The organism is Paenibacillus abyssi (assembly GCF_014640295.1).
GTDB lineage: Bacteria > Bacillota > Bacilli > Paenibacillales > Paenibacillaceae > Paenibacillus_D > Paenibacillus_D abyssi.
In genome coordinates this window covers 358923-383705 of the sequence record NZ_BMGR01000004.1, presented here as the reverse complement: position 1 = coordinate 383705, position 24783 = coordinate 358923, and the positions used below count along the sequence as shown (strand labels likewise).

15 protein-coding genes are annotated in these 24783 nt (G+C 37.1%); 14 read left to right on the top strand and 1 reads right to left on the bottom strand.

Annotated elements, in window-relative coordinates; genetic code table 11:
- Positions 1-7 precede the first annotated feature (7 nt).
- The 4 genes from IEW11_RS08410 to IEW11_RS08395 all read left to right on the top strand — a co-directional run bounded on the left by IEW11_RS08410 (position 8) and on the right by IEW11_RS08395 (position 4100).
- A complete protein-coding gene (locus IEW11_RS08410; RefSeq protein ID WP_188530599.1) occupies positions 8-451 on the top strand; it encodes a MaoC family dehydratase in 444 nt (147 codons plus the stop codon).
- A 41-nt stretch (positions 452-492) separates the two neighbouring features.
- Positions 493-1614 (top strand): CaiB/BaiF CoA transferase family protein, encoded by a 1122-nt coding sequence (locus IEW11_RS08405; RefSeq protein WP_188530598.1) that lies wholly within the window; start codon positions 493-495, stop codon positions 1612-1614.
- 478 nt (positions 1615-2092) lie between these two features.
- Positions 2093-3244, top strand: a complete 1152-nt coding sequence (locus tag IEW11_RS08400) for an ABC transporter substrate-binding protein (protein WP_188530597.1) — start codon at positions 2093-2095, stop codon at positions 3242-3244.
- Between the two features lie 22 nt (positions 3245-3266).
- A complete protein-coding gene (locus IEW11_RS08395) occupies positions 3267-4100 on the top strand; it encodes an amidohydrolase family protein (protein ID WP_188530596.1) in 834 nt (277 codons plus the stop codon).
- A 70-nt stretch (positions 4101-4170) separates the two neighbouring features.
- Here the strand turns inward: IEW11_RS08395 and IEW11_RS08390 are convergent, their stop codons facing one another.
- Positions 4171-6858: a family 78 glycoside hydrolase catalytic domain gene (locus IEW11_RS08390; RefSeq protein WP_188530595.1), complete on the bottom strand. Its 2688-nt coding sequence runs from the start codon at positions 6856-6858 to the stop codon at positions 4171-4173.
- A 245-nt stretch (positions 6859-7103) separates the two neighbouring features.
- On the opposite strand from IEW11_RS08390, the gene IEW11_RS08385 reads away from it, so the two are divergent.
- From IEW11_RS08385 to IEW11_RS08340, 10 genes are all read left to right on the top strand, one after another.
- A complete protein-coding gene (locus IEW11_RS08385; RefSeq protein ID WP_188530594.1) occupies positions 7104-10919 on the top strand; it encodes a hypothetical protein in 3816 nt (1271 codons plus the stop codon).
- A gap of 29 nt (positions 10920-10948) precedes the next feature.
- On the top strand, positions 10949-13009 hold the full coding sequence (locus IEW11_RS08380) for a beta-galactosidase (protein WP_188530593.1): 2061 nt from the start codon (positions 10949-10951) through the stop codon (positions 13007-13009).
- Positions 13006-14268: a ribulose-bisphosphate carboxylase large subunit family protein gene (locus IEW11_RS08375; RefSeq protein ID WP_188530592.1), complete on the top strand. Its 1263-nt coding sequence runs from the start codon at positions 13006-13008 to the stop codon at positions 14266-14268. The genes IEW11_RS08380 and IEW11_RS08375 overlap by 4 nt, the downstream gene beginning before the upstream one ends.
- 285 nt (positions 14269-14553) lie before the next feature.
- On the top strand, positions 14554-15555 hold the full coding sequence (locus tag IEW11_RS08370) for an ABC transporter permease (RefSeq protein ID WP_229725037.1): 1002 nt from the start codon (positions 14554-14556) through the stop codon (positions 15553-15555).
- Positions 15556-15578: 23 nt separating this feature from the next.
- Positions 15579-16463 (top strand): carbohydrate ABC transporter permease, encoded by an 885-nt coding sequence (locus IEW11_RS08365; protein ID WP_188530591.1) that lies wholly within the window; start codon positions 15579-15581, stop codon positions 16461-16463.
- A gap of 83 nt (positions 16464-16546) precedes the next feature.
- Positions 16547-18160 carry an extracellular solute-binding protein gene (locus IEW11_RS08360; protein ID WP_188530590.1) on the top strand — a complete coding sequence of 538 codons (1614 nt, stop codon included), beginning with the start codon at positions 16547-16549 and terminating at the stop codon, positions 18158-18160.
- Between the two features lie 68 nt (positions 18161-18228).
- Entirely contained in the window at positions 18229-20031 is a 1803-nt protein-coding gene (locus IEW11_RS08355) for a sensor histidine kinase (RefSeq protein WP_188530589.1), read from the top strand.
- Positions 20024-20803, top strand: a complete 780-nt coding sequence (locus IEW11_RS08350) for a response regulator transcription factor (protein WP_188530588.1) — start codon at positions 20024-20026, stop codon at positions 20801-20803. The genes IEW11_RS08355 and IEW11_RS08350 overlap by 8 nt, the downstream gene beginning before the upstream one ends.
- A 16-nt stretch (positions 20804-20819) precedes the next feature.
- Positions 20820-23192: a glycoside hydrolase family 95 protein gene (locus IEW11_RS08345; RefSeq protein ID WP_188530587.1), complete on the top strand. Its 2373-nt coding sequence runs from the start codon at positions 20820-20822 to the stop codon at positions 23190-23192.
- Between the two features lie 188 nt (positions 23193-23380).
- Complete coding sequence (locus tag IEW11_RS08340; protein WP_188530586.1) at positions 23381-24742, top strand: four-carbon acid sugar kinase family protein; 1362 nt, start codon at positions 23381-23383, stop codon at positions 24740-24742.
- Positions 24743-24783 lie beyond the last annotated feature (41 nt).

The window sequence follows — 24783 nt, the reverse complement described above, 5'->3', positions numbered from 1 at the left end:
GGAACAGATGAAGTCGATTTTTTTTGAAGAGTATGAAATAGGGACTGAGCGTGTGTCAACTGGTCGAACAATTACGGAAGCGGATGTTGTCATGCATGCTGGCCAAACAGGGGACTTTTATCCTCATCATATGGATAAAGAGTGGTGCAAGACTCAGCCTTTTAAAGAGAGAATTGCACATGGAACATTGATTTTTAGCGTTGGAATTGGCATGACTGCAGGAGAGATTAATCCAGAAGCAATATCATATGGTTACGATCGTTTGCGTTTTATTAGACCAGTTTTTATTGGTGACACGATTTATGCAAAGGTAACATTAAAAGAAAAGCGAGACCATCCTAAGAAGCCTGAATATGGCTTTGTTGTAGAACAAGTAGAAGTATTTAATCAAATAAATGAAATCGTATTAGTGTGTGAACATCTGTTACTAGCAAATAAGAAAAGTAGTTAAGTATAATTTTTTTAAAAAAATTTAGACTGCGAGTGAATGATATGAGTAAGAAGCCTTTACAAGGGATGATTGTTCTTGATTTTAGTCAATTTCTTTCAGGACCATATGCGGGGCTAAGGCTTGCTGACTTAGGAGCTCGTGTCATAAAAATAGAAAAGAATGATAGTGGAGATATATGCAGAAGCTTATATATATCTAACCTTGAACTAGATGGGGATAGTACATTATTTCATTCGATCAATAGAAATAAAGAGAGTTTCTCCGCTAATTTAAAAAATGAAGATGACTATCATGCAGTCGCTGAATTGGTGAAAAAAGCAGATGTGGTCATTCAAAATTATCGACCAGGGGTAATCGAAAAGTTAGGTTTTAGTTATGAAGAAGTAAAAAAATTAAATCCTAACATCATTTATGGCTCGATTAGCGGATATGGTAGTGATGGACCGTTAATTGAAAAGCCAGGACAGGATTTATTAGTACAATCGTTTACTGGTATTCCGTGGTCGATTACTAGTGATCGAAAGAAACCAACCCCATATGGATTAGCGATTGCTGACATGATAACAGGAGCTCACTTAGCTGAAGGAATTTTAGCTAGTTTAGTTCGGGGGACCATAACTGGTAAAGGTGCAAAAGTAGAAGTGAGTTTATTAGAATCGACATTAGACTTGATGCAAGAAATTTTCAGGAATGTACTTCAAGATTATAAAAAGAACTATGTATTAGCTCCCGCACCGAAGGGGATTTATGAAACAAAAGATGGGTTTATCGCATTAGAGGCTGAATCTGTACCAAAACTAGGGAAGATCATGAATTGCCCGAAGTTAATGACATTTGAAGAACGGACAAGTTGGGTAGACTTCAAGGATCAAATTAAGCAAATCTTACAGGGACATTTTGTTCAAAAGTCTTCTAATGATTTGATTAATATTTTAGAACGTGAAGGGATTTCTTGTGCAGAAGTATTCAACTGGAAGCAATTGATTGAACATGAAGGCTTTCAAATTCTTGAAATGGTTCAGAATGTATATCGTTCAAATGGAACGAAGCTAACAACTTTACGCTGTCCAATTCGGATTGACGGTGAAAGGTTTCTTTCTTCCATTGGATCTCCGAAGGTTGGGGAACACAATGAAAGTATTAGAAGAGAATTTAATTTTTAAATGACTAAGAGGAGGGAGGCGTGACCACTTTGTCTGAGATCTTGGATTTGCAGTATAAACCGAAGTTGCCTAAAAATAAAAAAAGAGGAATGAAGCAAAAACGATTGCTACTATTTGTGAAAAAGCTGGGGTAAAAGCTGCAGTTAATCAACAGATGAGATGGGCTCCAAGTATTCGGGCAAGTCATCATATATATGGTATTCGCTGGAGAAATTCGTGCATTAGTCCATGATAACCATAACAATTGGGCAACAGAAGATGATTGGTATGCAAAGTTTCGATTTGAAGGAACGGATGGAATAATCAAGGGAACTAATGGTTCTCAGTATCCTGCTGCTTACCTTTCAATGAAAGAAAAACGTTTAGTAAAGCTTAGCGAAATTGGACTTTAAATTAAACTAAATAAAATGATTAAGGGCGGTTCTTGCCCTTTTTTGAACACAATCTATAAAACTATAGTAAAAAACGGAGGGATAGGATGCTGCATTTACGGGGAATGACATGGAAGCATGATAGAGGAATAAAGCCGCTATTAGCAGCTAACGAAGCATTTAAGAAGATACATCCAAATGTACAGATTGACTGGGATGCACGCTCACTTCAGGATTTCGAACGGTATCCATTAGATCTCTTAGCGAAAGAATATGATTTGATTATGATTGACCACCCACATATTGGAACTGCAGTTAAACAAAAGCTCTTACTTCCACTATCAAACTATCTTTCCGAAGATTTTTTAGAAGATCAGAAAAAAAATAGTGTAGGTCTAAGCTATTCAAGTTACGAATGGGAAGGGGAACAGTGGGCATTAGCTGTGGACGCAGCAGCACAAGTAAGTGCATATCGTAAGGATTTGCTTTCAGCCTCAATTCTATCTGTTCCTAAAAACTGGAGTGAAGTTCAGTCTCTGATAAAGGAGCTTCCTAAGGGAGTCTATATTGGATTACCTCTTGTTCCTGTTCACGCGTTTGCAAGCTTCTTTACACTGTGCTCGCAAATTAGTAAACAGGAGTTTTGGAGCGATGAAACAGATTTAAACATTGAGGCTGGAGAACAAGCAATTAATATTTTGCAGGAAATACTTCCGGTGTTACATCCGCAATCATTAAATAGTGATCCTATTATAATGTCTGAGCATATGGCGAATACAAATGAAATTGCATATGTCCCACTAATGTATGGATATTCTAACTATGCTCAAAATGGATTCGCTTCGAATGGTATTCATTTTGGAAATATTCCTTTCGATGAGGATCTACCGACTGGCAGTATGATTGGCGGAGTCGGTCTAGCAATCTCTGCTCAATGTGTACATATTAATATTGTTATTGATTATCTAAAAATGACTGCTGATGGAGAGTTTCAATCTACTACTTTTTTTCAAAATGGAGGACAGCCGGGCCATCGATCTGCGTGGCGTAACGAAGAAGTAAATTTTGCGACGAACGATTTTTTTAGAAATACACTTCAGACCCTTGATTATGGATCAATGAGACCACGATTTGATGGATATATCGAGTTTCAGGAGAAAGCAGGAACGATGATACGGGATTTCTTGATGGAAGGTAGAACGGATCGAAAAGACCTGATTCAACAATTAAATATACAAGCTAAAAAAGCGAGGAAATAAAAGGGTGAAGGGTGGGGATGGAATGAAAATTGATTCACATCAGCATTTTTGGAACTTTGATTGGTTAAATTACTCATGGCCGACGAAAAATGAAGAAGCCATTTTTCGAAATATAGAAGCAAATGAACTCGAGCCATTGTTAAAAAAAGCTGGTATTGATAAAACCGTGATTGTTCAGGCAGATGATTCCTATGCTGATACCGTTTATATGCTTGAAACGGCCAGTAAAAAGGAATGGGTTGCAGGTGTAGTTGGCTGGGTTCCATTAGATAAACCCGGTGAAGCAAATGCGAAGTTAGAAGAATTTTCTAAAAATCCTTATTTCAAGGGTGTTCGACATTTGATACACATGTATGACGATCCGGATTGGATTGTAAAGGATGTAGTCATAGAAGGATTACAAGTATTAGCATCCTATGATTTAACCTTTGATTTAGTAGCTATTTTCCCGAATCATATCAACCATGTATCTACGTTAGTTGAAAGGGTACCGAATTTAAAAATAGTCGTTGATCATCTTGCTAAACCACCCATTAAAGACAAAATTTTTGATCCATGGGCCGAGCGAATGCGAATAGCAGCCAGTTATACGAATGTGTATGCAAAAATTTCAGGCTTAAATACCACAGCAGACCCTGAAAACTGGACAGCAGCCGATTTCCAGCCATATATAGAAGAAGCCATTCGTTGCTTCGGTGCTGACAGATTAATGTTTGGTAGTGACTGGCCAGTAGCTAATCTGGCTGGTGATTATTTAAAAGTCTGGACAGAGACAAACAAGGCATTAGAAGGGAGATCAACAGAAGAGATCAATGCAATCCTTGGTGAAACGGCTATAAAATTTTACAAGCTATAAAATGTATTAGAAGTTATTGTATTATAAAAAGGAAGATGACTTTTAAAGTAAAGTCATCTTCCTTTTTTTATTAATTAGAGTAGTTTAAAGCTTGAATCGTAGTTAAAAATTCGTATTCTCCTGAACCTAATTCTAGCTCGGCAATTCCATTTTTAACCTTTATCACTTTTATGTCTTTAACGGTTTGAACTGGTGCTCCATTTTCGGTTATCTCATCGATGGATGCTGCTGGAAGAAACACTCTTGCTTCACTATTCACAGGTATATGAATATTTACCTTTAGTCTTCCATTTTCTAATTGTTCCCACTCTGATTTAACTTCACCAACTAATAAACGATTTCCTGCTTTTACATATTTAAGATCACTTGGAATATAAGGTTTAATCGTAAAATAGTATGCATCCTTTTTAGAATCAAAGGAATAATTTAATCCTCCTAAACTATTGTAAAACCATTCTTCTATATGACCTAGCATGAAATGGTTTTGAGATTTTCCTACGGTCGGGCCATCCCAAGCTTCCGTTAATGAAGTTGCTCCATTTACTACTTGGTAGCCATAGCTTGGATAATCTACTTTTCTGATCATTTCAAAAATGATATCAGAACGATTATTCTCTGAAAGTGCCTGAAGGACATATCTGTAGCCAACATCACCAGCTGTCGTATGGTAATCATGTTTGATAATATTTTCTACTAAATAATTGAACACCGTTTCCTTATCCTTTTCTCCCACTAATCCTACTGATAAAGGCATTGCATTAGACGCTTGACTGCCATTTCCATACTGACCAGTGTTTGCATCAAAGAATGTATGATTAAATGAATCTTTTATGCTATGAGATAAATATTCATAGTATGTCGTATCCTTTTCATTGTTTGAAAATAGCTTGGTCATGTTGGTGAAAATATCGACGATATGATAAAACATTGCTGTTTCAGCTAATGGAACCGGCGTATTTTGTGCAAAACCTGGACCTTTTTCTCCAACATCATACCAATCTCCAAGACCATCTACTATAATATAATCCTCTGATTGTTCGCATAAGTAACTAATATAGTTTTTCATGCCATTATAGTGATCAATGATCAATCTATCATTTCCAAACTTCTGATAAATATACCATGCACTAATGATATAGGTAGCTCCCCACGATACAGAATGACGGAAAATATCCCATGGCTTTTCAAACACGACATATTCAGGTGCTGTTGTTGGAATCATTCCATTTTGCAGCTGGGCATCTTTTATATCTTCCATAATCTTTGTAAATAATGGCTCAACGGAATAATTATATAAAATAGACGGCCCCATAAGATGAACCTGTTCAAGCCAACCAAGCTTTTCACGGTGAGGACAATCCGTGAACACACTTTTCATATTACTTAATATCGCCCAATTAATGATTTCATGAATCCTGTTAATCATCTGGTCGGAGGTTTTGAAATATCCCGATATTTCCATCTCTGGATAAATCATTTGCCCTTGAATATTCAGAAGCTTCGTCGCTGCTTTTGAGTCAAAGCTAACGGGAACAGCCCCTTCAATTTGAACATAACGGAAGCCATAATACGTAAACCGAGGGCTCCACGTTTCTTCCTCATCACCCTTTAAGGTGTAGTTAAATTTATAAGGGGAACCAGACCAGGTTTGATTTGGCGAACCGTCTTTATTTAATATTTCTGCAGGAATAATTTTCACAGCCTGATTTTTAGAACCGGCTACCGTTATTTCTACCCATCCTGAAAAATTTTGACCGAAGTCAATTAAATATTTGTCATGATCAAGCTTTTTTATTTCTTTTGGTTCAAATGTTTTCATTATTTTTAAAGGTGTACTTTTTTGAGAGACTAGTTTTCCTTTTGGAGCTTCAATTTCTACGGCTTTTTTCCATGGTGAGTTATAAATAAATCCTGGTTTATCCCAGCCGGCTTGCTCCTTGTTGGCATCATAATCCTCACCTCCATACATACATGAAAAAGTGAGTGGACTAGAGGAGGTATGCCAATTATTATTACTAACTATTTTTTCTACTGTTCCATCGTAATAGGTTACTTCCATTTGAACAAGACATCTTGGTTCACCGAAGGAATTCTTGAACTTCGTATAACGCCCACCTGGTACATGAAAGAACCCATTACCTAAAATAACCCCAATTGCATTGGTTTCTAATGAATATAAGTAATCGGTTACATCGTATACCGAATAAAGGCAGGTTTTGTCATAATTCGTCCAACCAGGTTCTAATACTCGGTCTCCCACTCTTTTTCCATTTAATCTTAATTCATAATGTCCTAAACCACAGATATATACTCTAGCTTTCTCTATCTTTTTCGTTAAATTAAATTCATATCGGAAGAAAGGGGCAGATGAATCAGCGTTATTTCCTCTTGTAATCCATGTTCCAGTCCATTCTTCTGGGTCCAATAATCCCATTTCCCACCAGCTTATGTCACTTTCGATTTGGTTTCCATGATTATCCCAAACCTGAACTTTCCAGTAGTACCTTGTATTAGACTGAAGCTGCTTTCCTTTATAAATAATATTCACATTTTTTCTGCTTTGTACCACGCCAGAATCCCATATATCACCTATATTAGTAGAAACCTTTCTTATATCATCCGAAACGAGAATACGATAGGCTTCTTGAATAGTAGAACGTTGATATGATCCGCCAAATTCCCAGCTTAAGAGAGGTTCCTTTACATCAATCCCTAACGTATTACTTTGACTCTCCACTAACAATTGCTTTATGGTCATTCCTTCACATCCTTTACAAAAATTAAGTTTCTTAGATAATATCATTTTTTGGAAATAATTTTGATTCTAAATATTAAGGTAAGAATGTGCATTTTTAAGATTTTAATTTATTGGCAAGGCGCTGCTCTTTTCTATTAGGTCTTTATTCTTAAGATTATACGTTAAAAATAATCGCTATCAGAATGAAAAGAGAGGCTTTAAAATTCAAGGTAGAGATAAAAAGATTGAGATAGGAGGAATTATGTATGTCTTTAAACGATTTAAGGAAAGCGTTTACTATACCGGATCCTCATTTTGGACCAGTACCGTTTTGGTGGTGGAGTGCTGATGAGGTAACTGAAGAACGTGTTCGTTGGCAACTTCAAAAGTTTCGTAATGGTGGATTACGTAACATTGGAATCATTAATATCGCGCCAACAGGACCACAATACGGAAGTATCAGTGATAATCCGTTTTATTTCAGTGAAGATTGGTGGACGATGTTTGAGGTAGCTGTCCGGGAAGCAGAGCGCCTGGATATGCATATCTGGTTCTATGATCAAATCGGATTCTCCGGCTCTAACTTTCCTGCTAGAATCGTCGCTGAAAACCAAAATTACTCTGGGTATCAATTACGTCGATTTGCAGATAAAGAGGAAATTCCTGAAGGTGCGGAAATTTTATTAGAAGAGTCTGATTACTACTATGTTGTTATCAGGCAAGGATTTAATTGGCTGGATGAAACGGCATGTAAATTGTTACTTGATAAAGTACATGGAGAATTTGAACGTCGTTTTCAGCATGACTTAGGTAAAACAATCATTGGTAGTTTTCAAGATGAACTTCCTCCGTTACCACTTTGGTCAAAAGAAATGCCAAGATTATATATGGATCGTTATAACGAGGATATTTTACAGCAGTTACCTGCACTTTTTGAAAATACTCCTGATTCTGGAGATATTCGCAGACGGGTTTATGACCTTGCCGCTGACCTTGCGGAAAAAGCATTTTTTATTCCGATATCCAAATGGCATGAAAAATATAACATGCTGTTAGGGTGTGATCAGGCAGGTCCAGCAAGACGTGCGGATGTTCACGGGGCACAGCGCCTTTATTTAGATTACTTCCAAACACACCGCTGGTATAGCTCCCCAGGATGTGATATGGATGGCGAGGTAAAGCCACACTCGTCTATGGTACATCTCCATGGCGGAAAGCGGGTGTGGTTAGAAGGATTTCACTCAAGCGGTTGGGGTGGAACGCTTGAAGAGACAATGCATTGGTTAATTCCGTGGTTTCAAGGAGGAACAACACTGTATAGTCCACATGCTGTCTATTTTAGTACGAAAGGCGGCTGGTGGGAATGGGCATCGCCAGATACTGGTTGGCGTCAACCATACTTCGAACATTATCATGTGTTTGCGGATACAGTGAGCAGAGTTTGTTCTTTATTAACACAAGGAACCCATATTGCTGATATCGGTGTACATTATCCTTCCTATGCTGTAACGGGATATATGTCCCTTAATGATGGAGGCGGAACCGAGCATCCGATGTCAGTTGCGAACAAAATGCCACATGATGCTTTAAAGCACATGCAGAAGGTTCACGAGAATATAACAGGAAGATGGAACCGTAAAGATCAAGACTTTTTAGGTGCATTACGTGAAGTGAATAGAGACTTTGATGTTATTGATGATTCTGCCTTGGAAAAAGCAGTTATAGAAAACGGAAAGCTTACGATCAATGGTGAAACATTCTCAGTCTTACTTCTATCAGGAACAACCATCATGAGAAAGGAAGCTCGAGAGAAGTTACAGGAGTGGATTCATGAAGGGGGATTAGTGATTGGTGTCGATATCTTAGAAGGTGATCCAGAATTAGAGGGAATGATTTCGTTTCAATCGCCAATAGAGGCAGCTCAGCTAGTGGATAACAAGTTGTCTAAGCGCGTAGAAGGAAAAGGAATGTTCCTGCAACGACAGACTGATGATGCCGATATCTTTTTATTATTACCTGACAATGGCAGGCTTATAAGAATGCATAAGCCAACAGACCCTGATACAAAGGTCCAAACACAAGCTACATATCGTCTAAGAACTCCAGGAAAGCCTCAACTGTGGGACCCAGTTTTAGGTAATATTTATTCTCTGGAATATAAACGTCAGGGAGAATGGATTGAAGTAGAAGTGGATTTTACATCATGGCCTGCTGCAATAGTTGTTTGTCCATTTAATTCTTCAGAAGATAGTGATAGGGATCAATCAAAATATATGAGTACAAAATCGTTACAGCATGTAAGTGTAGAGCTACCATCCGATGACTGGCGCATTAAAGTTGTTCCTACATTAGACAATACGTATGGTGATTTTGATCTTCATGGTGATCATACGATGATGCCTATCGAACAGCGCGTCGTTCGGGTTGCATTAGAAAACAGTGAAAGTGACGGTGTAGAAGCCGGCTGGCATTTGCCTGATTACGATGATACCAAGTGGATATCAAGGCTTTGGAGTGAATCTGCTTATTGGATAGCTAGTAAAAAAGAAAGCTTTGAACAAGAGGATTCCTGGGAAGTGATTTATAGTAATACACTTGGTGATTTGAGCTTTAAAACATGGGCGGGACGAATGGGAAGAGTTCCTCGCCGATTTTTAAACCTTGGTAAAGTAAAACAAGGCGAAGCTGTATGGGGTAAATCCAATGTTATCGTGGAATATCCGGGTGAATACTGGATTCGTTTAGAAAGCAATGCAAAAATTACTGGATCGATTGATGGAGAAGAAATCGTTTGGATTGGTGGACCAGAAGAACAAACTGCATTGGTTCATTTAAACAAGGGTGCAAACGAAATTATTTTAAAAGCAGAAGCTGTTGTAACCGAGCTTATTCGTGTTGGAATTGAGATAAATAAACAAGCGAAGCCTGCGTTACCAAAGTGGATTTTTACTAACAAACCAAATGCGAAATCATCGTTAGTTAACTATATCAATCATGATCAGAACATTCCTATTAAAAGTGTCAGAATGGTATTTGCTGCAAGGGGGCGTGTTTCTCTTCATGTGAATGGTGAAAAAGTGACAGAGCACGGTGACTTTAATCCATATATAAGACAAGGACAGGAGGAAGTGGATGTTACGTCTCTTTGGAAACAAGGGAAGAACGAAATTAAATTTGAATTGCCTGAGGGCGGTGGCGAAGTATTAGCCGATGGGGTGGTTGAGTACTTTAACGGTGAAACACATATCTTCTGTACAGGAGAAGATTGGGTAAATGAACAAAATGAAAAAGCAGCTATTCTACATGAGGCGGTATTGCAATTTGCAGAAACAGAGTCCTTATGGTTATCTGATCGACCTCATCCTTTACCGAATGTAGGATGGCTAATGCCTAATTCTGTTCCTGATCCGAAACCACTTCCATTTCATCTCAATCCAAATGCAGTAGGAAATCCTGTATGGATACGGGTACCAATGCCAATCGGGGCAAAGACATTAAAAATAGTTTGTTCCGGTTCGGCCCGTGTATGGATTGGTGGGGAAGAAGTTGCTGTACAAGATGGCATTGTTAAGTTCCCTGTCCAGCGAGCAGGTTCAGTTGCTTCAGTTCGAATTGAACCAGATGGACCTAATACAGAAGCAGATGTTCTTTTAGCACCGATTCGCTTCGAAACGGCTCATGCCAAGGGTAAATTAGGTGACTGGAGAACAGCGCTATCCTTATCACATTTTAGTGGTGCAGTCGAATATGAAACGATGTTTACGGTTCATGATCATTCTAAAGCAATACTAGATTTCGGTCATATAAGAGGTACAGCAGAGGTGTGGGTAGATAATCGTCCTGTTGGTATACGTGTATGGCGTCCATATCTTTTTGACTTAGGTGAGAATCTAAATTCAGGAAGCCACCGATTAAGAATCAGAGTAACCAATACTTTAGGAACACATTATCAAGTCGGCCGGCCAAGTAATGTCATTGGTGGCGAGAACCTGTACTGGAATAGTGATAAAGATCAGACCGGTTGGACTGAAGATGCTGCAGCTGGTGGCTTATACGGCCCAGTACGTATTTATCAATCTTAAGAGAATGATTGTGATGGAGGAGTTAACCTATGATATCTAAGAAATTACCAAAAATTTTTTACGGTGGTGATTATAATCCTGAACAGTGGCCTAAGGATATTTGGGAAGAAGATGTAAGGCTATTCAAATTAGCAGGAATAAATATTGCGACTGTGAATGTATTTACGTGGGCTCTTAATCAACCATATGAAGACACGTATAATTTTGGTTGGTTAGATGAAGTGATCGATAATCTTTATCAAAACGGTATTTTTGTTTGTCTAGCGACTGGTACGGCAAATCACCCTGCTTGGATGGCAAAGAAATACCCGGATGTATTATCCGTTGATTTTGAAGGAAGAAAAAGAAAATTTGGTTTTAGACATAACAGCTGCCCAAACAGCCCAACCTATAAAAAATTTTCGAAGCGACTCGTTCAAAAGCTGGCTGAAAGATATCATGATCATCCAGCCTTGATTATCTGGCATGTGAACAATGAAATGGGCTGCCAATGTTACTGTGATACATGTGAAAAAGAATTTCGTATTTGGCTGCAAAAGCGTTACGGAACTCTGGAAGAGGTAAACAAGGCATGGAATACTCGGTTTTGGGGTCATACTTTTTATGATTGGGATGAAATTGTCCTTCCAAATCTATTAAGTGAACACTTAGATAGAGAGTATCCAGATAAAACAGCTTTTCAAGGAATTACATTAGATTATCACAGGTTTAACTCTGATAGTGTATTAGATAGATATTTAGATGAATACGAAATACTTCGTAATATTAATCCTAATTTACCAATCACGACGAACTATCATGGACATGCAAACTATAAACCGTTGGATTATTTTAAATGGAGCAAAAAGGTAGATATCGTAGCATGGGATAATTATCCCTCCTACGATACACCAGTAAGTACGACCGCATTTCGTTTAGATATGATGCGGGGTTTTAAAGACGGCGATCCATTTATGATTATGGAACAAACACCGAGCCAACAAAACTGGCAGCCTTATAATTCCTTAAAACGTCCAGGGGTTATGCGTTTATGGAGTTACCAAGCAATTGCACGTGGTGCAGATACTGTTATGTTCTTCCAGTTAAGAAGGTCTATTGGTGCTTGTGAAAAATATCATGGGGCTGTAATTGAACATGCAGGACATGAACATACAAGAGTATTTAATGAAGTAGCAGAGTTAGGGAAAGAGTTACAATTACTCGGTGACCAATTACTTGATTCTCGTATACATGGAAAGGTTGCCATCGTTTTTGATTGGGAAAATTGGTGGGGAATTGATTTCTCTAGTGGACCAAGCGATTTATTAGATTATCCGGAACAGGTGCAAAACTATTACAATGCCTTCTTTGACAATAATATTCCGGTAGACATTATTAATACAGATTCTGATTTTAGTAAGTATGATCTTGTTGTAGCACCGGTCTTATATATGGTTAAAACAGGGCTTGCTAGAAAAATAGAAACGTTTGTTGCAAATGGTGGAACGTTCTTGACAACTTTTTTTAGCGGAATTGTCAATGAAAATGATTTAGTTACTTTAGGCGGATATCCTGGTGAACTAAGAGAATTATTAGGCGTTTGGGTAGAGGAGATTGACGCTTTATTTCCAGGGAAAAAAAATCGTATTATGCCAAATACAAAGCTACCTGGGTTCAAGAAAGAGTATGTGTGTGATATTCTTTGTGATTTACTCCAACCAGAAGGTGCGGAGGTTTTAGCAGAATATGGGGATGATTTTTATAAAGGTATGCCTGTTATCACTCGAAATAAATTTGGAAAAGGGGAAGCATGGTATATTGCATCTAGTCCTGAACCAACATTTTTAAAAGAATTATCAAAATTTATTTGTGATTCAAAAGGTATCCAACCTATTTTGGAGGTTCCATCAGGAGTCGAAGTAACAATGAGAGAAAAAGCAGGACGTTCATTTATATTCCTTCTGAATCATTCGGAAGATTCAAAGAATATTAATTTTAAAAAGAAAAAATACAAGGATTTATTAAGTAAATCGATCCTTGAAAAGGAAACGGCTATCCCACCAAATGGAGTTTTTATCATAGAAGAAATTCACATGGAGGAAGCAAAATGACACAAGAAAGAGTAGGTGCAACCTATCTAGTGGAAACACCTTATTCATTAGAATATGCAGCAGAAAAAATTGCTGGTGAACAGTCTACCGGTACGTTTACTGCTGTTCCTGGTGAAACGGATGCTTTAAAGGAACTCCATGGGGTAAAAGTAGTCAGTGTAAAAGAATTAGAGCAGGTTCAATCACCTAGTTTACCGGGTGTGAAACTACCATCCAATCATAATGGGGTATTTTATAGAGGGGAAGTTAAAGTTTCATTCCCTTTACATAACTTCGGACCTTCGATCCCCAATTTATTAACAGCTGTAGCAGGTAATTTATACGAGCTGCAAGAGCTCTCAGGATTAAGGTTAATGGATGTGGAGATTCCTGAATCTTTTAAGGATGTCTATCAAGGTCCGAAATTCGGTATTAAAGGAACGAGACAATTAACAGGTGTAGAAGGTCGACCAATTATTGGAACAATTATTAAGCCAAGTGTTGGACTTTCAATGGAAGAACTACAAAAGACTGTTATGAATCTAGCATTAGCTGGTTTGGATTTTATCAAGGATGATGAATTAAATGCAAATCCACCATACGCACCATTGGAAAAAAAGGTTAAGGCTGTGATGGAGTCTGTCGAGCGAGCAGCTGATAAAACCGGTAAAAAATTAATGTATGCATTTAATATTACAGGTGATATTAATGAGCTGCGCCGAAATCATGATCTTGTCGTTAAAGCAGGTGGAAATTGTGTTATGGCAAGTATAAATAGTATTGGAATAACGGGAGTGGCTTATTTAAATACGTTTAGTGAAGTACCTATTCACGGTCATAGAAACCAATGGGGGATGCTTACTAGATGTCCTTCTCTTGGAATGGAATTTACAGCATACCAAAAATTATGCCGTTTAGCTGGAGTTGACCATATCCATGTAAATGGTTTAAATGGAAAATTCTATGAAAGCAATGAATCCGTTGTAAAAGCGATCCATGCTTGTACGGAGCTATTATTAGATGGATATGAAACGATGCCTGTCGTTTCGAATGGACAATGGGCAGGAACAGCATGCGCAACATATGAAAGCACAAAGTCAGTAGACATGATGCATTTAGCAGGTGGAGGGATCATGGCCCATCCAGATGGACCTGCTGCAGGATTTGAAAGTATGAAATTAGCATGGGAGGCTGCTGTTAATGGCATTAGCTTTGAACAATATGCGAAAGAACATCATCAGTTAAGAAAAGCTGCAGAGCTGTTTTCATCAAAAAAATAGGGAAGAATATTGTTGTTCGAACGCTGTGTCGTGACTGGAGGGTGTCCAATAGAAACATTTGGGACACCCTCTGAAAATATAGTAAACTGTTGAATTTTAATGCTAATTTTTAATATCAACACATGAGATTAACACACCCTATTTACAAGAAACTGTAAGGGTTTTTGAAGACATTAAAAAAGAACACTTTTATCTTAATTATAATCAATATCTTCAAACAATTAGAAATCTTATAATCAAATTAGATAATAAATACGGATTTACTAAATGAAGGGGGAGCTACAAATGGAGGAGGTACAAATGAAGCTCAAAAAAGTTGAGGATAATTCTCATATATCGATAGATATTCATAAGCAACAATTTTGGAAGCGTTTTAAAAAACAAATATATCTACAGTCCTTTGTTTTTTTTGGACTAATCGTTTTATTCTTTTTTCAATACTTACCCATGTTTGGGATTTTAATGGCATTTAAAGAATATTCCATTACAGATGGAATTGCAGGGATCCTCACTAGTGAATGGGCCGGGTTAAAATACTTTAAGCAATTTTTCAATGCTTATCAATTTGAGCAAATTGTTACAAATACGTTAGCCATTAGTTTTTTGAAGTTATTTTTTGCATTTCCTGTTCCTATCATACTTGCAATCATGTTAAATGAAGTGCGAATTAGTGCGGTCAAAAGAATTGTTCAAACGACAAGTTACTTTCCACACTTTATATCATGGGTTGTTGTAGCAGGACTTGCCTCTGTTTTCTTATCAACAGAGCAAGGGGTCATTAACAATCTACTAATAAGCTTAGGCTTAGCCGACAAACCGATTGCGTTTTTATCAAACCCTGATCACTTCTGGGGATTAGCGGTAACAACTGCCATGTGGAAGGAAGCTGGTTGGTGGACAATCATATTTCTAGCTGCTTTAAGCGGAATTAATCCTGCATTATATGAAGCCGCACAAATCGATGGTGCTGGACGAATACAACGAATTTGGCATATTACGTTACCATCCATAAAAGGTACGATTGTGGTTGTCTTAATTTTAGCGATTGGAAATCTATTAGGCGGAGGTTTAGTTGGATCAAACTTTGAACAGTCTTTTCTATTAGGTAATTCAGTTAACTCTGATAAATCCGAAATCTTGCAAACGTACGCATTTAAGATGGGGCTTGCTCAAGGTCGTTATTCTTATGCGACTGCGATTGATTTAATTCAATCCATTATCTCGGTTACCTTAATTTTCGGAGCGAATTGGCTTTCTAAGAAAGTAACTAAAACTGGATTGTTCTAATAAGTCTGAAAGGAGCTTTCTCAATGAAACGAACATTAGAAGACAATATAGTAGACGGAGTCAATTATTTCTTATTAGCAATTGTATTTTTAGTTACTCTATATCCCTTTTATTATTTGATTATTATCTCGTTTAATGATGGGGTAGACGCAACATTAGGTGGTATTTATTTTTGGCCGCGTGAATTTACCACCATTAATTATACCACTCTCATAGGGGATCCAAAATGGATATTAGCATTTTTCGTAAGTGTTCTTAGAACAGTAGTTGGTGTTGTTTTAGGTGTATGCTGCACATGCCTTGTCGCATATGGATTAGCGAAAAAACATCTAATGTTTAAGAAAACGTATTTTGCATTATTTATAGTCGGTATGTATGTCTCCGGAGGGATTATCCCACTTTACGTTGTGTTAAGAGGATTACACCTATTAAATTCATTTTGGGTATATGTTATTCCTGGAATGTTAAATATATTTCTACTATTTATTGCAATATCATTTTTCCGTGAGATACCCGCTGAATTGGAAGAGTCAGCAAAAATTGATGGAGCAAGTGATCTGAAAATCTTTTTCTCAGTCGTCCTGCCGATTTCAAAGCCTTTATTAGCTACAATGGCACTTTTTACAGGAGTTGGACAATGGAATGCTTGGCTAGATTCAGCTTATTTTGTCCAAAACGAAAGTTTGAGAACGCTAACATATCGGATGATGGAAGTCATCAACAAGGCTAATATTCCAGTCGATCTTCAAGGTCAAGGTGCGGAGCTTGCAGCCCAAGCAGCACAAGCTACGCCTTATTCACTGCAAATTACGGCAATGGTTATTTCGGTAATACCTATTATATGTGTGTATCCATTTTTACAAAAGTATTTTGTAAAAGGTGCAACCTTAGGTGCTGTTAAAGGTTGATAAATGGTAGTATTCTATTAATTAAACAAGAATACTCTTGGGTGGTTAATAGGTAACTATAAAAATCACAGGGAGGAAGAAAAATGTTAAAAGGGGAATTAAGGAGAATTATTAGTTTGATGGTTTTAGTAATGGTTGCACTTTTTGTTATGGCTGCTTGTTCCAGCGATAATACTACCTCTTCATCGTCCAATGGCGAAAAGACAGGTGAAGAAACAACTACAAATGACAGCAACACAAATGACTCTAATGAAGTGAAGGAGCTTTCCATTTTCGTTGATCACTCATTTTGGCCGTTGACAGATTGGTCGGGTGCAGTTGCAGAAGAGATTACGAAAAGGACTGGAGTTAAGCTGAAGGTTCAAGTAGCTTCTGACGGACAGCAGTTACCATTGATGATTTCATCAGGGGATTTACCTGACCTTGTATTTACATCTACTAATTTCCAGCAAATGTCCAATGCTAATATTTCTTATTCATGGGACGAATTAATAGAGAAATATAACATAAAAGACTTTAATATTGATCCAGTTGCTAGAGTGTTAAACCAAGGTGAAGATGGTAACCTTTATTCGGTAAAAAATGGTTTTACATCGCGTGAAGCCTTTGAAGCAACTCCAGCTGCATTAGGTAACGTACCTGCCTTATCATACCGTACTGATATTATGGAAGAACTAGGTAATCCAAAGCTGGAATCATTGGATGACTTAGAAAATGTTTTGAAATTGGTAAAAGAAAAATACCCTAACATGACACCGCTTGTAATGGCACCTAATGCAATCGGTCAGCATTTTCGAGTTAATTTCGGTGCATCTTATATAAAGGGGTTCCAAGTAGTTGATGGAGAAGTAAAATATTTTCTCGCACAGCCTGAGCAATATGATTATTATATGTTTATGAATAAGCTTTACCGCGAAGGTCTTATTAGTGCTGAAAACTTCACTTGGAGCGACCAAAGCCAAGGTAAAGCAAAAATTATCAATGGTGAAGCTTTTGCCATTAATAATTTAACTGATATGGCAACGATTAATAAGGAAATAGAAGCAAGTGGGAAAGACTTCCGAATTACTCAATTAACGAAACTTGTAGGTCCAAATCCTCGCATATCAGCTGATAGTGCAGGTTGGTCTGGTACATTTATAACTAAAAAGGCAAAAGATCCAGAAGCTGCTATTAAATTTTTACAATTTATGCAAAGTGATGAAGGACAGATGTTAGGATTATGGGGAATTGAAGGAGAGCATTGGACAATGGAAAAGCCTATCGAGGAAGGCGGATACCCAGAGTTCAAATATGAGTCTCAAAGCGCAGCTGCACAGAAGGAAATAGGATCTGTTTGGTGGGGACTTTTAGGGGATAAAGGAATTTATGCGCAGGTTCAAAGATATGTACCGGGTACGCCGCAAACAGAAGCTATGATTGACGCTAAACAGTATACAAAAGGTAACCCATTATTAGGAGGTATTGTACTTCCGGTTGATTCAGAATATCAAATAATCAAAGCAGAACTAGATAATATGGTTGTGAATGAAGAAACAAAGATTTACTTAGCAGAAACAGAGGCGGAAGCAAGCCAGGCTTATGAAAATATGATGGAAACTGCTAAAAATATTGGTATGGACAAATTAAATGAGTATGCTAACGAACAATATAAAGCACTAGAAGCAGAATTAAATAAAGCTAAAAGCGGTAACTAATTCTTAGCGGGGTAAGGCTTTTTAAGCCTTACCCATTAACATATCCTTAATATAAAGAAGGGTTTACATTGAAACGATGGACGAATTTTACATGGCCTAAACTGATGACTATGGGAAGAATTGTACCTAAAATGATTCTAGGTTATCTTTTGCTTGTTGTCTTTCCAGTTATTCTATTTGGTACATATCTTTACAATCAAATCCATAATGATATGCTTGATAATTATTCCTCCGATAAACAAAATTTAATTAATCAAGCTGCCAATAATATGGAGATGGACTTGGCACGTGTTGATTCTATTTATACCTTATTTCAATATAACCCGACAGTGATTAATGCTTTAAGTGGAGCATATAAAACAAATGCTACTAAAGCATACACGTATTTAAAAGATATACGCCCAATGTTTACATTTGCCTCATTAGGGAATAAATCAATTCAATCTATTAAAATATATAAAATGAATCAGAACGTATTACTATCTTCAAGTGAAATTCAAAATATTGATCAGCTTGAGAGACCATTTGTGCATGAAAAATTAAAAGATATAAAGGCAGGAAAAGGACTATGGATCCCAATTAATTATGAAGAGAGAGGGTCTATTCCATCCCTTTCTTATTTTCAGCATATTTATGATAATACGTATATAAAAGAGTTAGCTATATTGAATGTAACCTTCAAAGATGATCCTTTAAACTCGTTTTTACAAACGATAAATGTTGGTAATGGGGTTAATGTTGCCATTTTTCACCAAGGGTATATCTTTTTTAAAGATAAAGAACTTAAAATCAGTAATCAGCAATTAAGGGATTTACCAAAAATGATTGGTTCAGATAATAATAGTTACATGATATGGAAAAAAAACAATCTATTAGTTAATCATATATACTTAGAAAATTTGAATCTAGATTTTTATTTTCTTAGTTCTGTCAACCAGGTTATGAAGGATATCAATGAAAAATCAATCATATTTGGTGTAGTTTTACTTCTATTATTAATTATATTGTCCTCTATCTATTATTTAACTGCTTCTGTATTAACGAAGCGTGTTGTTAATTTGGCAAAACATATGAGAAGAGTAGATGAGAATCAGTTAAGTGTATATCGTGGAGAGAAGGGAAATGATGAAATTAGCTTTCTCACTGAATCCTATAATTCATTGATTAAAAGAATTGATGAGCTAATGAATAAAGTCCATCGTGCTGAAATTATGAAGCGAAAGGCTGAATATAAGGCGTTAGAAGCTCAGGTCAACCCTCACTTTTTATATAATACATTAGAATCTATTCGAATGCTTGCAGAAATGAATGACGATCAAGAGGTAGTGGAATCAACTTTTACTCTAAGTAAATTGTTGCGATACAGTTTATCTTCAGGTTCAAGTGAAACCACGCTTGAACAGGAAGTAGAAAATATTCGCGATTATTTAAGCATTCATAAAATCCGTATGATGGATAGACTTCAATATGAAATACAAATTGAAGCAACGATAAAAAATATCCATTGTCCTCGCTTTATCTTACAACCATTAGTTGAAAACAGTATTAAACATGGACTTTCAAAATCAAGAAAGCCCGGCTGGATAAGGGTTGCGATTCATGAAAATGACGACCAAATAGAACTATCGATTTCAGATAACGGAAAGGGTATGACTAGGGAAAGACTAGAAAAGGTAAGAAGTGTGTTGAATAATGAACTAGACAGAAGTTTGTTACAAACGGATAGCTCCGGTTTAGGGGTTTCTAATGTGAGTGAACGAATTAAAAACTACTTTGGGAATGACTCTAGAATAGAAGTAACAAGTAACTTAGATGATGGTACAACATTTAACTTGATATTAAAAAAACAAAGGGGGAAGAATAGTGCTTAATGTAATGGTTGTTGATGACGAGCCGATTATTTTAAATGGTCTTATCAATATTATTGAAAAGGTTTCTACTCCGTGTTCTACTATACAACGTGCCTCAGACGGTTATGATGCTTTGGAAAAATTAGAGGATTATAAGCCGGACCTTATTATAACAGATATTCAAATGCCAGAAATGAATGGATTTGAGCTGATCAATGAGGTCCGCAACCGTGGTTTATGTCAACGGTTCGTCATATTATCGGGATACGATGATACGAATTACCTACGACAAGCGATCCGTTGTAAAACGATTGACTATCTTCTTAAACCTGTAAATAAAACAGAGTTATATAATGTACTCTCTAATATTTCATTAGAGTTATTAAATGAATCTAAAAGAGTTAGTGATAATTATAGACCGATACCAGAAACCAATATTCTAATAAATGGAAACGCTAACATATCTGAAAATACAAAAAAAATAATCAAGTATGTCGATCAATATTATTTTAATGATTTATCATTAGATCAAATTGCGGAGTATATCCACTTACACCCAAACTATATTAGTCACCTATTTAAAAAAGAAACAGGACTATCATTCATTCAATATTTACATTTATATCGAATTAAAAAAGCAAAGGAGTTAATGATAAGAGATCCAGAGGAAAGTTTGAACATCATCTCCGAACAAGTAGGCTATGAAAATGTGAGACATTTTTTCAATGTTTTTAAGAAATATAATGGTGTAACGCCAGGAAAATATAGAGAGCAGTATAAGTATAAAATTTAGGCATAAGGAGTCTATGATGAAACTTAACTATGATAAACCAGCAAAAGAATGGACCGAGGCATTACCTATAGGGAATGGACGTCTGGGTGCAATGGTTTTCGGTGGTATTGAAACGGAGCGTCTTCAATTAAATGAAGATACTTTATGGGCTGGTCGGTATCAGGAATGGGAATGCCCTCATGCGAAAGAAGTTCTTTCCGAGGTACGCCAGCTCCTTAAGGATGAGAAATACGTGGAAGCGGATATTCGTTGTAAAGAATTAATGGGGCCGTATACTGAATCATATTTACCATTAGGTGATTTATTTTTACATTTTGAACATGGGCAATTAGTCAACTCCTATGAACGAATTCTTCATCTTGAGGACGGAATAGCTCGTACAGAATACCAAATTGGAGATGTCGTTTATACTAGAGAAATATTTGCATCCTATCCTGATCAAGTAATCGTTATTCGATTAGAAGCAAGTAAGCCTAATATGCTGAATGTTCATGCTAGACTATCAAGCCCACTACGCTATAAGACGTATTCTTCGAAGGATCATTTATCGATAAGAGGGATTGCTCCTGAAGAAGCTGCTCCACATCATTTTCACGCCAATCATCCAATCGTATATGGGGATTTTGAAACAACTGCTGCCATTAGATTTGAAGGGCAATTACATGCGGAATTATGCGATGGGAAAGTAGAGATAGATCACGACGGGATTCACATCTTTAACTCAACGAGTGTGACACTTTATTGGGGAGCAGGGACCAGTTTTAAAGGCTTTGACCAAATCCCTGATAAAAGTTGGAACGATGTGTCATCAAAGGTAAGTAATTATTTTAGCCCGGTAAAAAAACAATCCTTTGAAAAACTGAAAAGTAGACATTTAATGGATTATCAAGCTTTGTTTAAAAAAGTAGACTTACATTTAGGCGAATCTACTTCACCAAATGGATTGTCAACCGCTGAAAGAATTAAGGAATATGGCGCAAGTGATCCAGGATTGATAGAATTGTTGTTTCAATATGGAAGATACTTAATGATTTCAAGCTCAAGACCTGGTAGCCAGCCTGCTAATTTACAAGGTATTTGGAATGATAAAACAAGGCCGCCATGGAGCAGCAATTATACGATAAACATTAATACGGAAATGAACTACTGGCTTGCAGAGACTTGTAACTTGAGTGAATGTCATCTGCCTCTTTTTGACTTTATTGAAAATCTAGCTGAAAATGGCAAAAAAACTGCAGCAATCTATGGTGCAGAAGGCTGGGTCGCACATCATAATACAGATATTTGGTGCCAAACTGCACCAAGTGGGGGATATGGACACGGTGATTCCGTCTGGGCAATATGGCAAATGGGTGGTGCTTGGCTATCGCAGCATTTATGGGAGCATTATTTATTCCATAAAGATAAGAACTTTTTGGAAAATATAGCGTACCCGATTATGAAAGGCGCGGCAAAGTTTTGCTTAGATTGGTTAATAGAGGACGACAATCAAAAACTTATTACCGCACCATCTACATCACCAGAGCATAAATTTATGACCAAAGAGGGGATGTCAGGTGTTGGGATTGCTGCAACAATGGATCTTCAAATTATTTGGGAATTATTTACGAATTGTATAAGTGCGGAAAATGAATTGAGTATTGATTCAGAGTTTAAATACGAATTAATGTTCGCATTAGAAAAACTGTATCCACAAAAAATTGGAAAGTATGGACAACTGCAAGAATGGTTTATGGATTTTGACGAAGAGGATGTTCACCACCGACATATTGCTCATATGTATGGTGTATATCCAGGCAATCAAATCACTGAAAAACAATTACCAGAAATTTTTGAGGCGGCAAAATGTAGTCTAGAACGTCGAGGAGACGGTGGCACGGGATGGAGTTTAGCCTGGAAAATTGGATTATGGGCACGGTTTGGTGATGGAAATAGAGCATTTCAATTTATATCTAATCTTCTCCAGCTAGTTACAGATGATAGTGAAAGTTATTTAAATGGCGGGGTATATTCGAATCTCTTTGATGCACATCCACCGTTTCAAATCGATGGGAATTTCGGGTTTTCAGCTAGCCTAGTAGAATTGTTGTTACAATCACATCAAGGTTATTTATACTTCCTTCCATCCCTTCCTGATGTATGGCCGAACGGGTATGTGAAAGGAATAAGAGCACGTGGAGGCTTTGAGGTTAACTTGAAATGGAAGGGTCATAAATTAGTAGAGGCTGAAATTATTTCACATCAAGGCTCGATATGTAATGTCTGTTCTGGAGATCCATTATCCGTTAAGCAAGTCGATGGTAAGACACTGCCTGCTCATCAAGTAGATAATGCCGTTCTAAGCTTTCAAACAGAAATTGGAGCTCGATATATTTTAACCTCAATTTAACATACATTATAAACTTAGTTTACTCTTTAAAATGAACATATATTTCTTAGATATGTTCATTTTTTTTTTGTGTTAATGCATGAGAAAATGATTAAAAAGTAATTTCGTTTCATACTCGCAAAAGCAGATGTGAGCGCTTTCTATAAGGTGAGGAATATTACTGGTAGTTGAATACCGGAGGTGTCAATGTGAATAGCAAGATCATGCTTGGGTTTTATGGGGATGATTTTACAGGATCAACGGATGCGATGGAAGCCTTAACGTTAAGTGGGATACGAACCGTTCTTTTTTTAGAACCGCCTTCCGTAGACATAATAAATGAGTCCTTTTCAACTATCCAAGCGTTCGGTATAGCTGGGGTTAGTAGGTCGCTTAATCAGAGTCAAATGGAAGATGAGCTTCGACCAGCATTTAAAGCATTAAAAGATTCTGGTGCACTCATTTGTCACTACAAAACATGCTCCACCTTTGATTCGTCATCCGATGTTGGGAGTATTGGTAAAGCGATGGAAATAGGAAAGGAGATATTTGATTCATCCCAAACCTTTATTCCATTAGTTGTTGGAGTTCCTAGATTAAATAGATTCACGGTATTTGGAAACCACTTTGCAACTGTGAACGGTACTACCTATCGCTTAGACCGACATCCTGTTATGTCTAAGCATCCAGTGACTCCGATGCATGAAGCGGAGCTGCTGGAGCACCTAAAGGAACAAACAAACCTGTCAAGTGGATTAGTAAATATCTTGGACTTATCCAATGAAATAAGTGTTGTGAAAGAGAACATAGCTGAGAAGAAAAAAAATCATGATCTTCTTCTATTTGATGTATTGGATGAAACAAATCTGAAAAAAATTGGTGAAATTTTACTAGATGAAGCGGCATATAACCAGCTATTTGCGGTAGGTTCATCTGGGATTGAATATGCACTTACTGCAGCTTGGAAAAAAAGTACACAAATAGATACGAAGGAGCCAACCTTTACAAATCGAGGACAATCTGAACCAATGTTAGTTGTATCAGGTAGCTGTTCCGCTGTAACCAAAGCACAAATTGATTATGCCAAGAAGAACGGATTTACCTGTATAAGAGTATCCGGTGAGGAGCTTCTATATGATCATGTTGAGCATGTACGCAATAGATTTATAGATCAGGTGAATGAGCTGTTAAATAAGGGAGAAAATGTCGTCGTTTATTCCGCATTAGGTCCTGATGATCCTAGCATTGAGAATGTCAGAAAAAAGCTAAATGATCTAGGACGGACTAGCACAGATACAGGACAATTTCTAGGGGAACAGTTAGGGAAAATGACCAAAGAAATAATTGAAAATCAGAAGGTAACTCGTTTAGTTGTTGCTGGAGGGGATACATCAGGATATGTATTAAAGGAACTTGAAATATACGCGATGGAAATGGTAATGCCAATTACTCCAGGGGGGCCGCTATGTAAGACCTATTCGAACAACAAAAAATTTGATGGATTAGAGGTTTGTTTAAAGGGAGGCCAGGTAGGCGGTACCGACTTCTTTGTAAAGGTTAAGAACGGGTAGGCCCTCAGAGCGAATGGCAAGTTATAACTAAGGAGGAATGA

Bases quoted from the DNA above. Each gene is read 5' to 3' on its own strand.
- IEW11_RS08410 (WP_188530599.1), top strand. From the start codon at position 8: ATGAAGTCGATTTTTTTTGAAGAGTATGAAATAGGGACTGAGCGTGTG.
- IEW11_RS08405 (WP_188530598.1), top strand. From the start codon at position 493: ATGAGTAAGAAGCCTTTACAAGGGATGATTGTTCTTGATTTTAGTCAA.
- IEW11_RS08400 (WP_188530597.1), top strand. From the start codon at position 2,093: ATGCTGCATTTACGGGGAATGACATGGAAGCATGATAGAGGAATAAAG.
- IEW11_RS08395 (WP_188530596.1), top strand. From the start codon at position 3,267: ATGAAAATTGATTCACATCAGCATTTTTGGAACTTTGATTGGTTAAAT.
- IEW11_RS08390 (WP_188530595.1), bottom strand. From the start codon at position 6,858: ATGACCATAAAGCAATTGTTAGTGGAGAGTCAAAGTAATACGTTAGGG.
- IEW11_RS08385 (WP_188530594.1), top strand. From the start codon at position 7,104: ATGTCTTTAAACGATTTAAGGAAAGCGTTTACTATACCGGATCCTCAT.
- IEW11_RS08380 (WP_188530593.1), top strand. From the start codon at position 10,949: ATGATATCTAAGAAATTACCAAAAATTTTTTACGGTGGTGATTATAAT.
- IEW11_RS08375 (WP_188530592.1), top strand. From the start codon at position 13,006: ATGACACAAGAAAGAGTAGGTGCAACCTATCTAGTGGAAACACCTTAT.
- IEW11_RS08370 (WP_229725037.1), top strand. From the start codon at position 14,554: ATGGAGGAGGTACAAATGAAGCTCAAAAAAGTTGAGGATAATTCTCAT.
- IEW11_RS08365 (WP_188530591.1), top strand. From the start codon at position 15,579: ATGAAACGAACATTAGAAGACAATATAGTAGACGGAGTCAATTATTTC.
- IEW11_RS08360 (WP_188530590.1), top strand. From the start codon at position 16,547: ATGTTAAAAGGGGAATTAAGGAGAATTATTAGTTTGATGGTTTTAGTA.
- IEW11_RS08345 (WP_188530587.1), top strand. From the start codon at position 20,820: ATGAAACTTAACTATGATAAACCAGCAAAAGAATGGACCGAGGCATTA.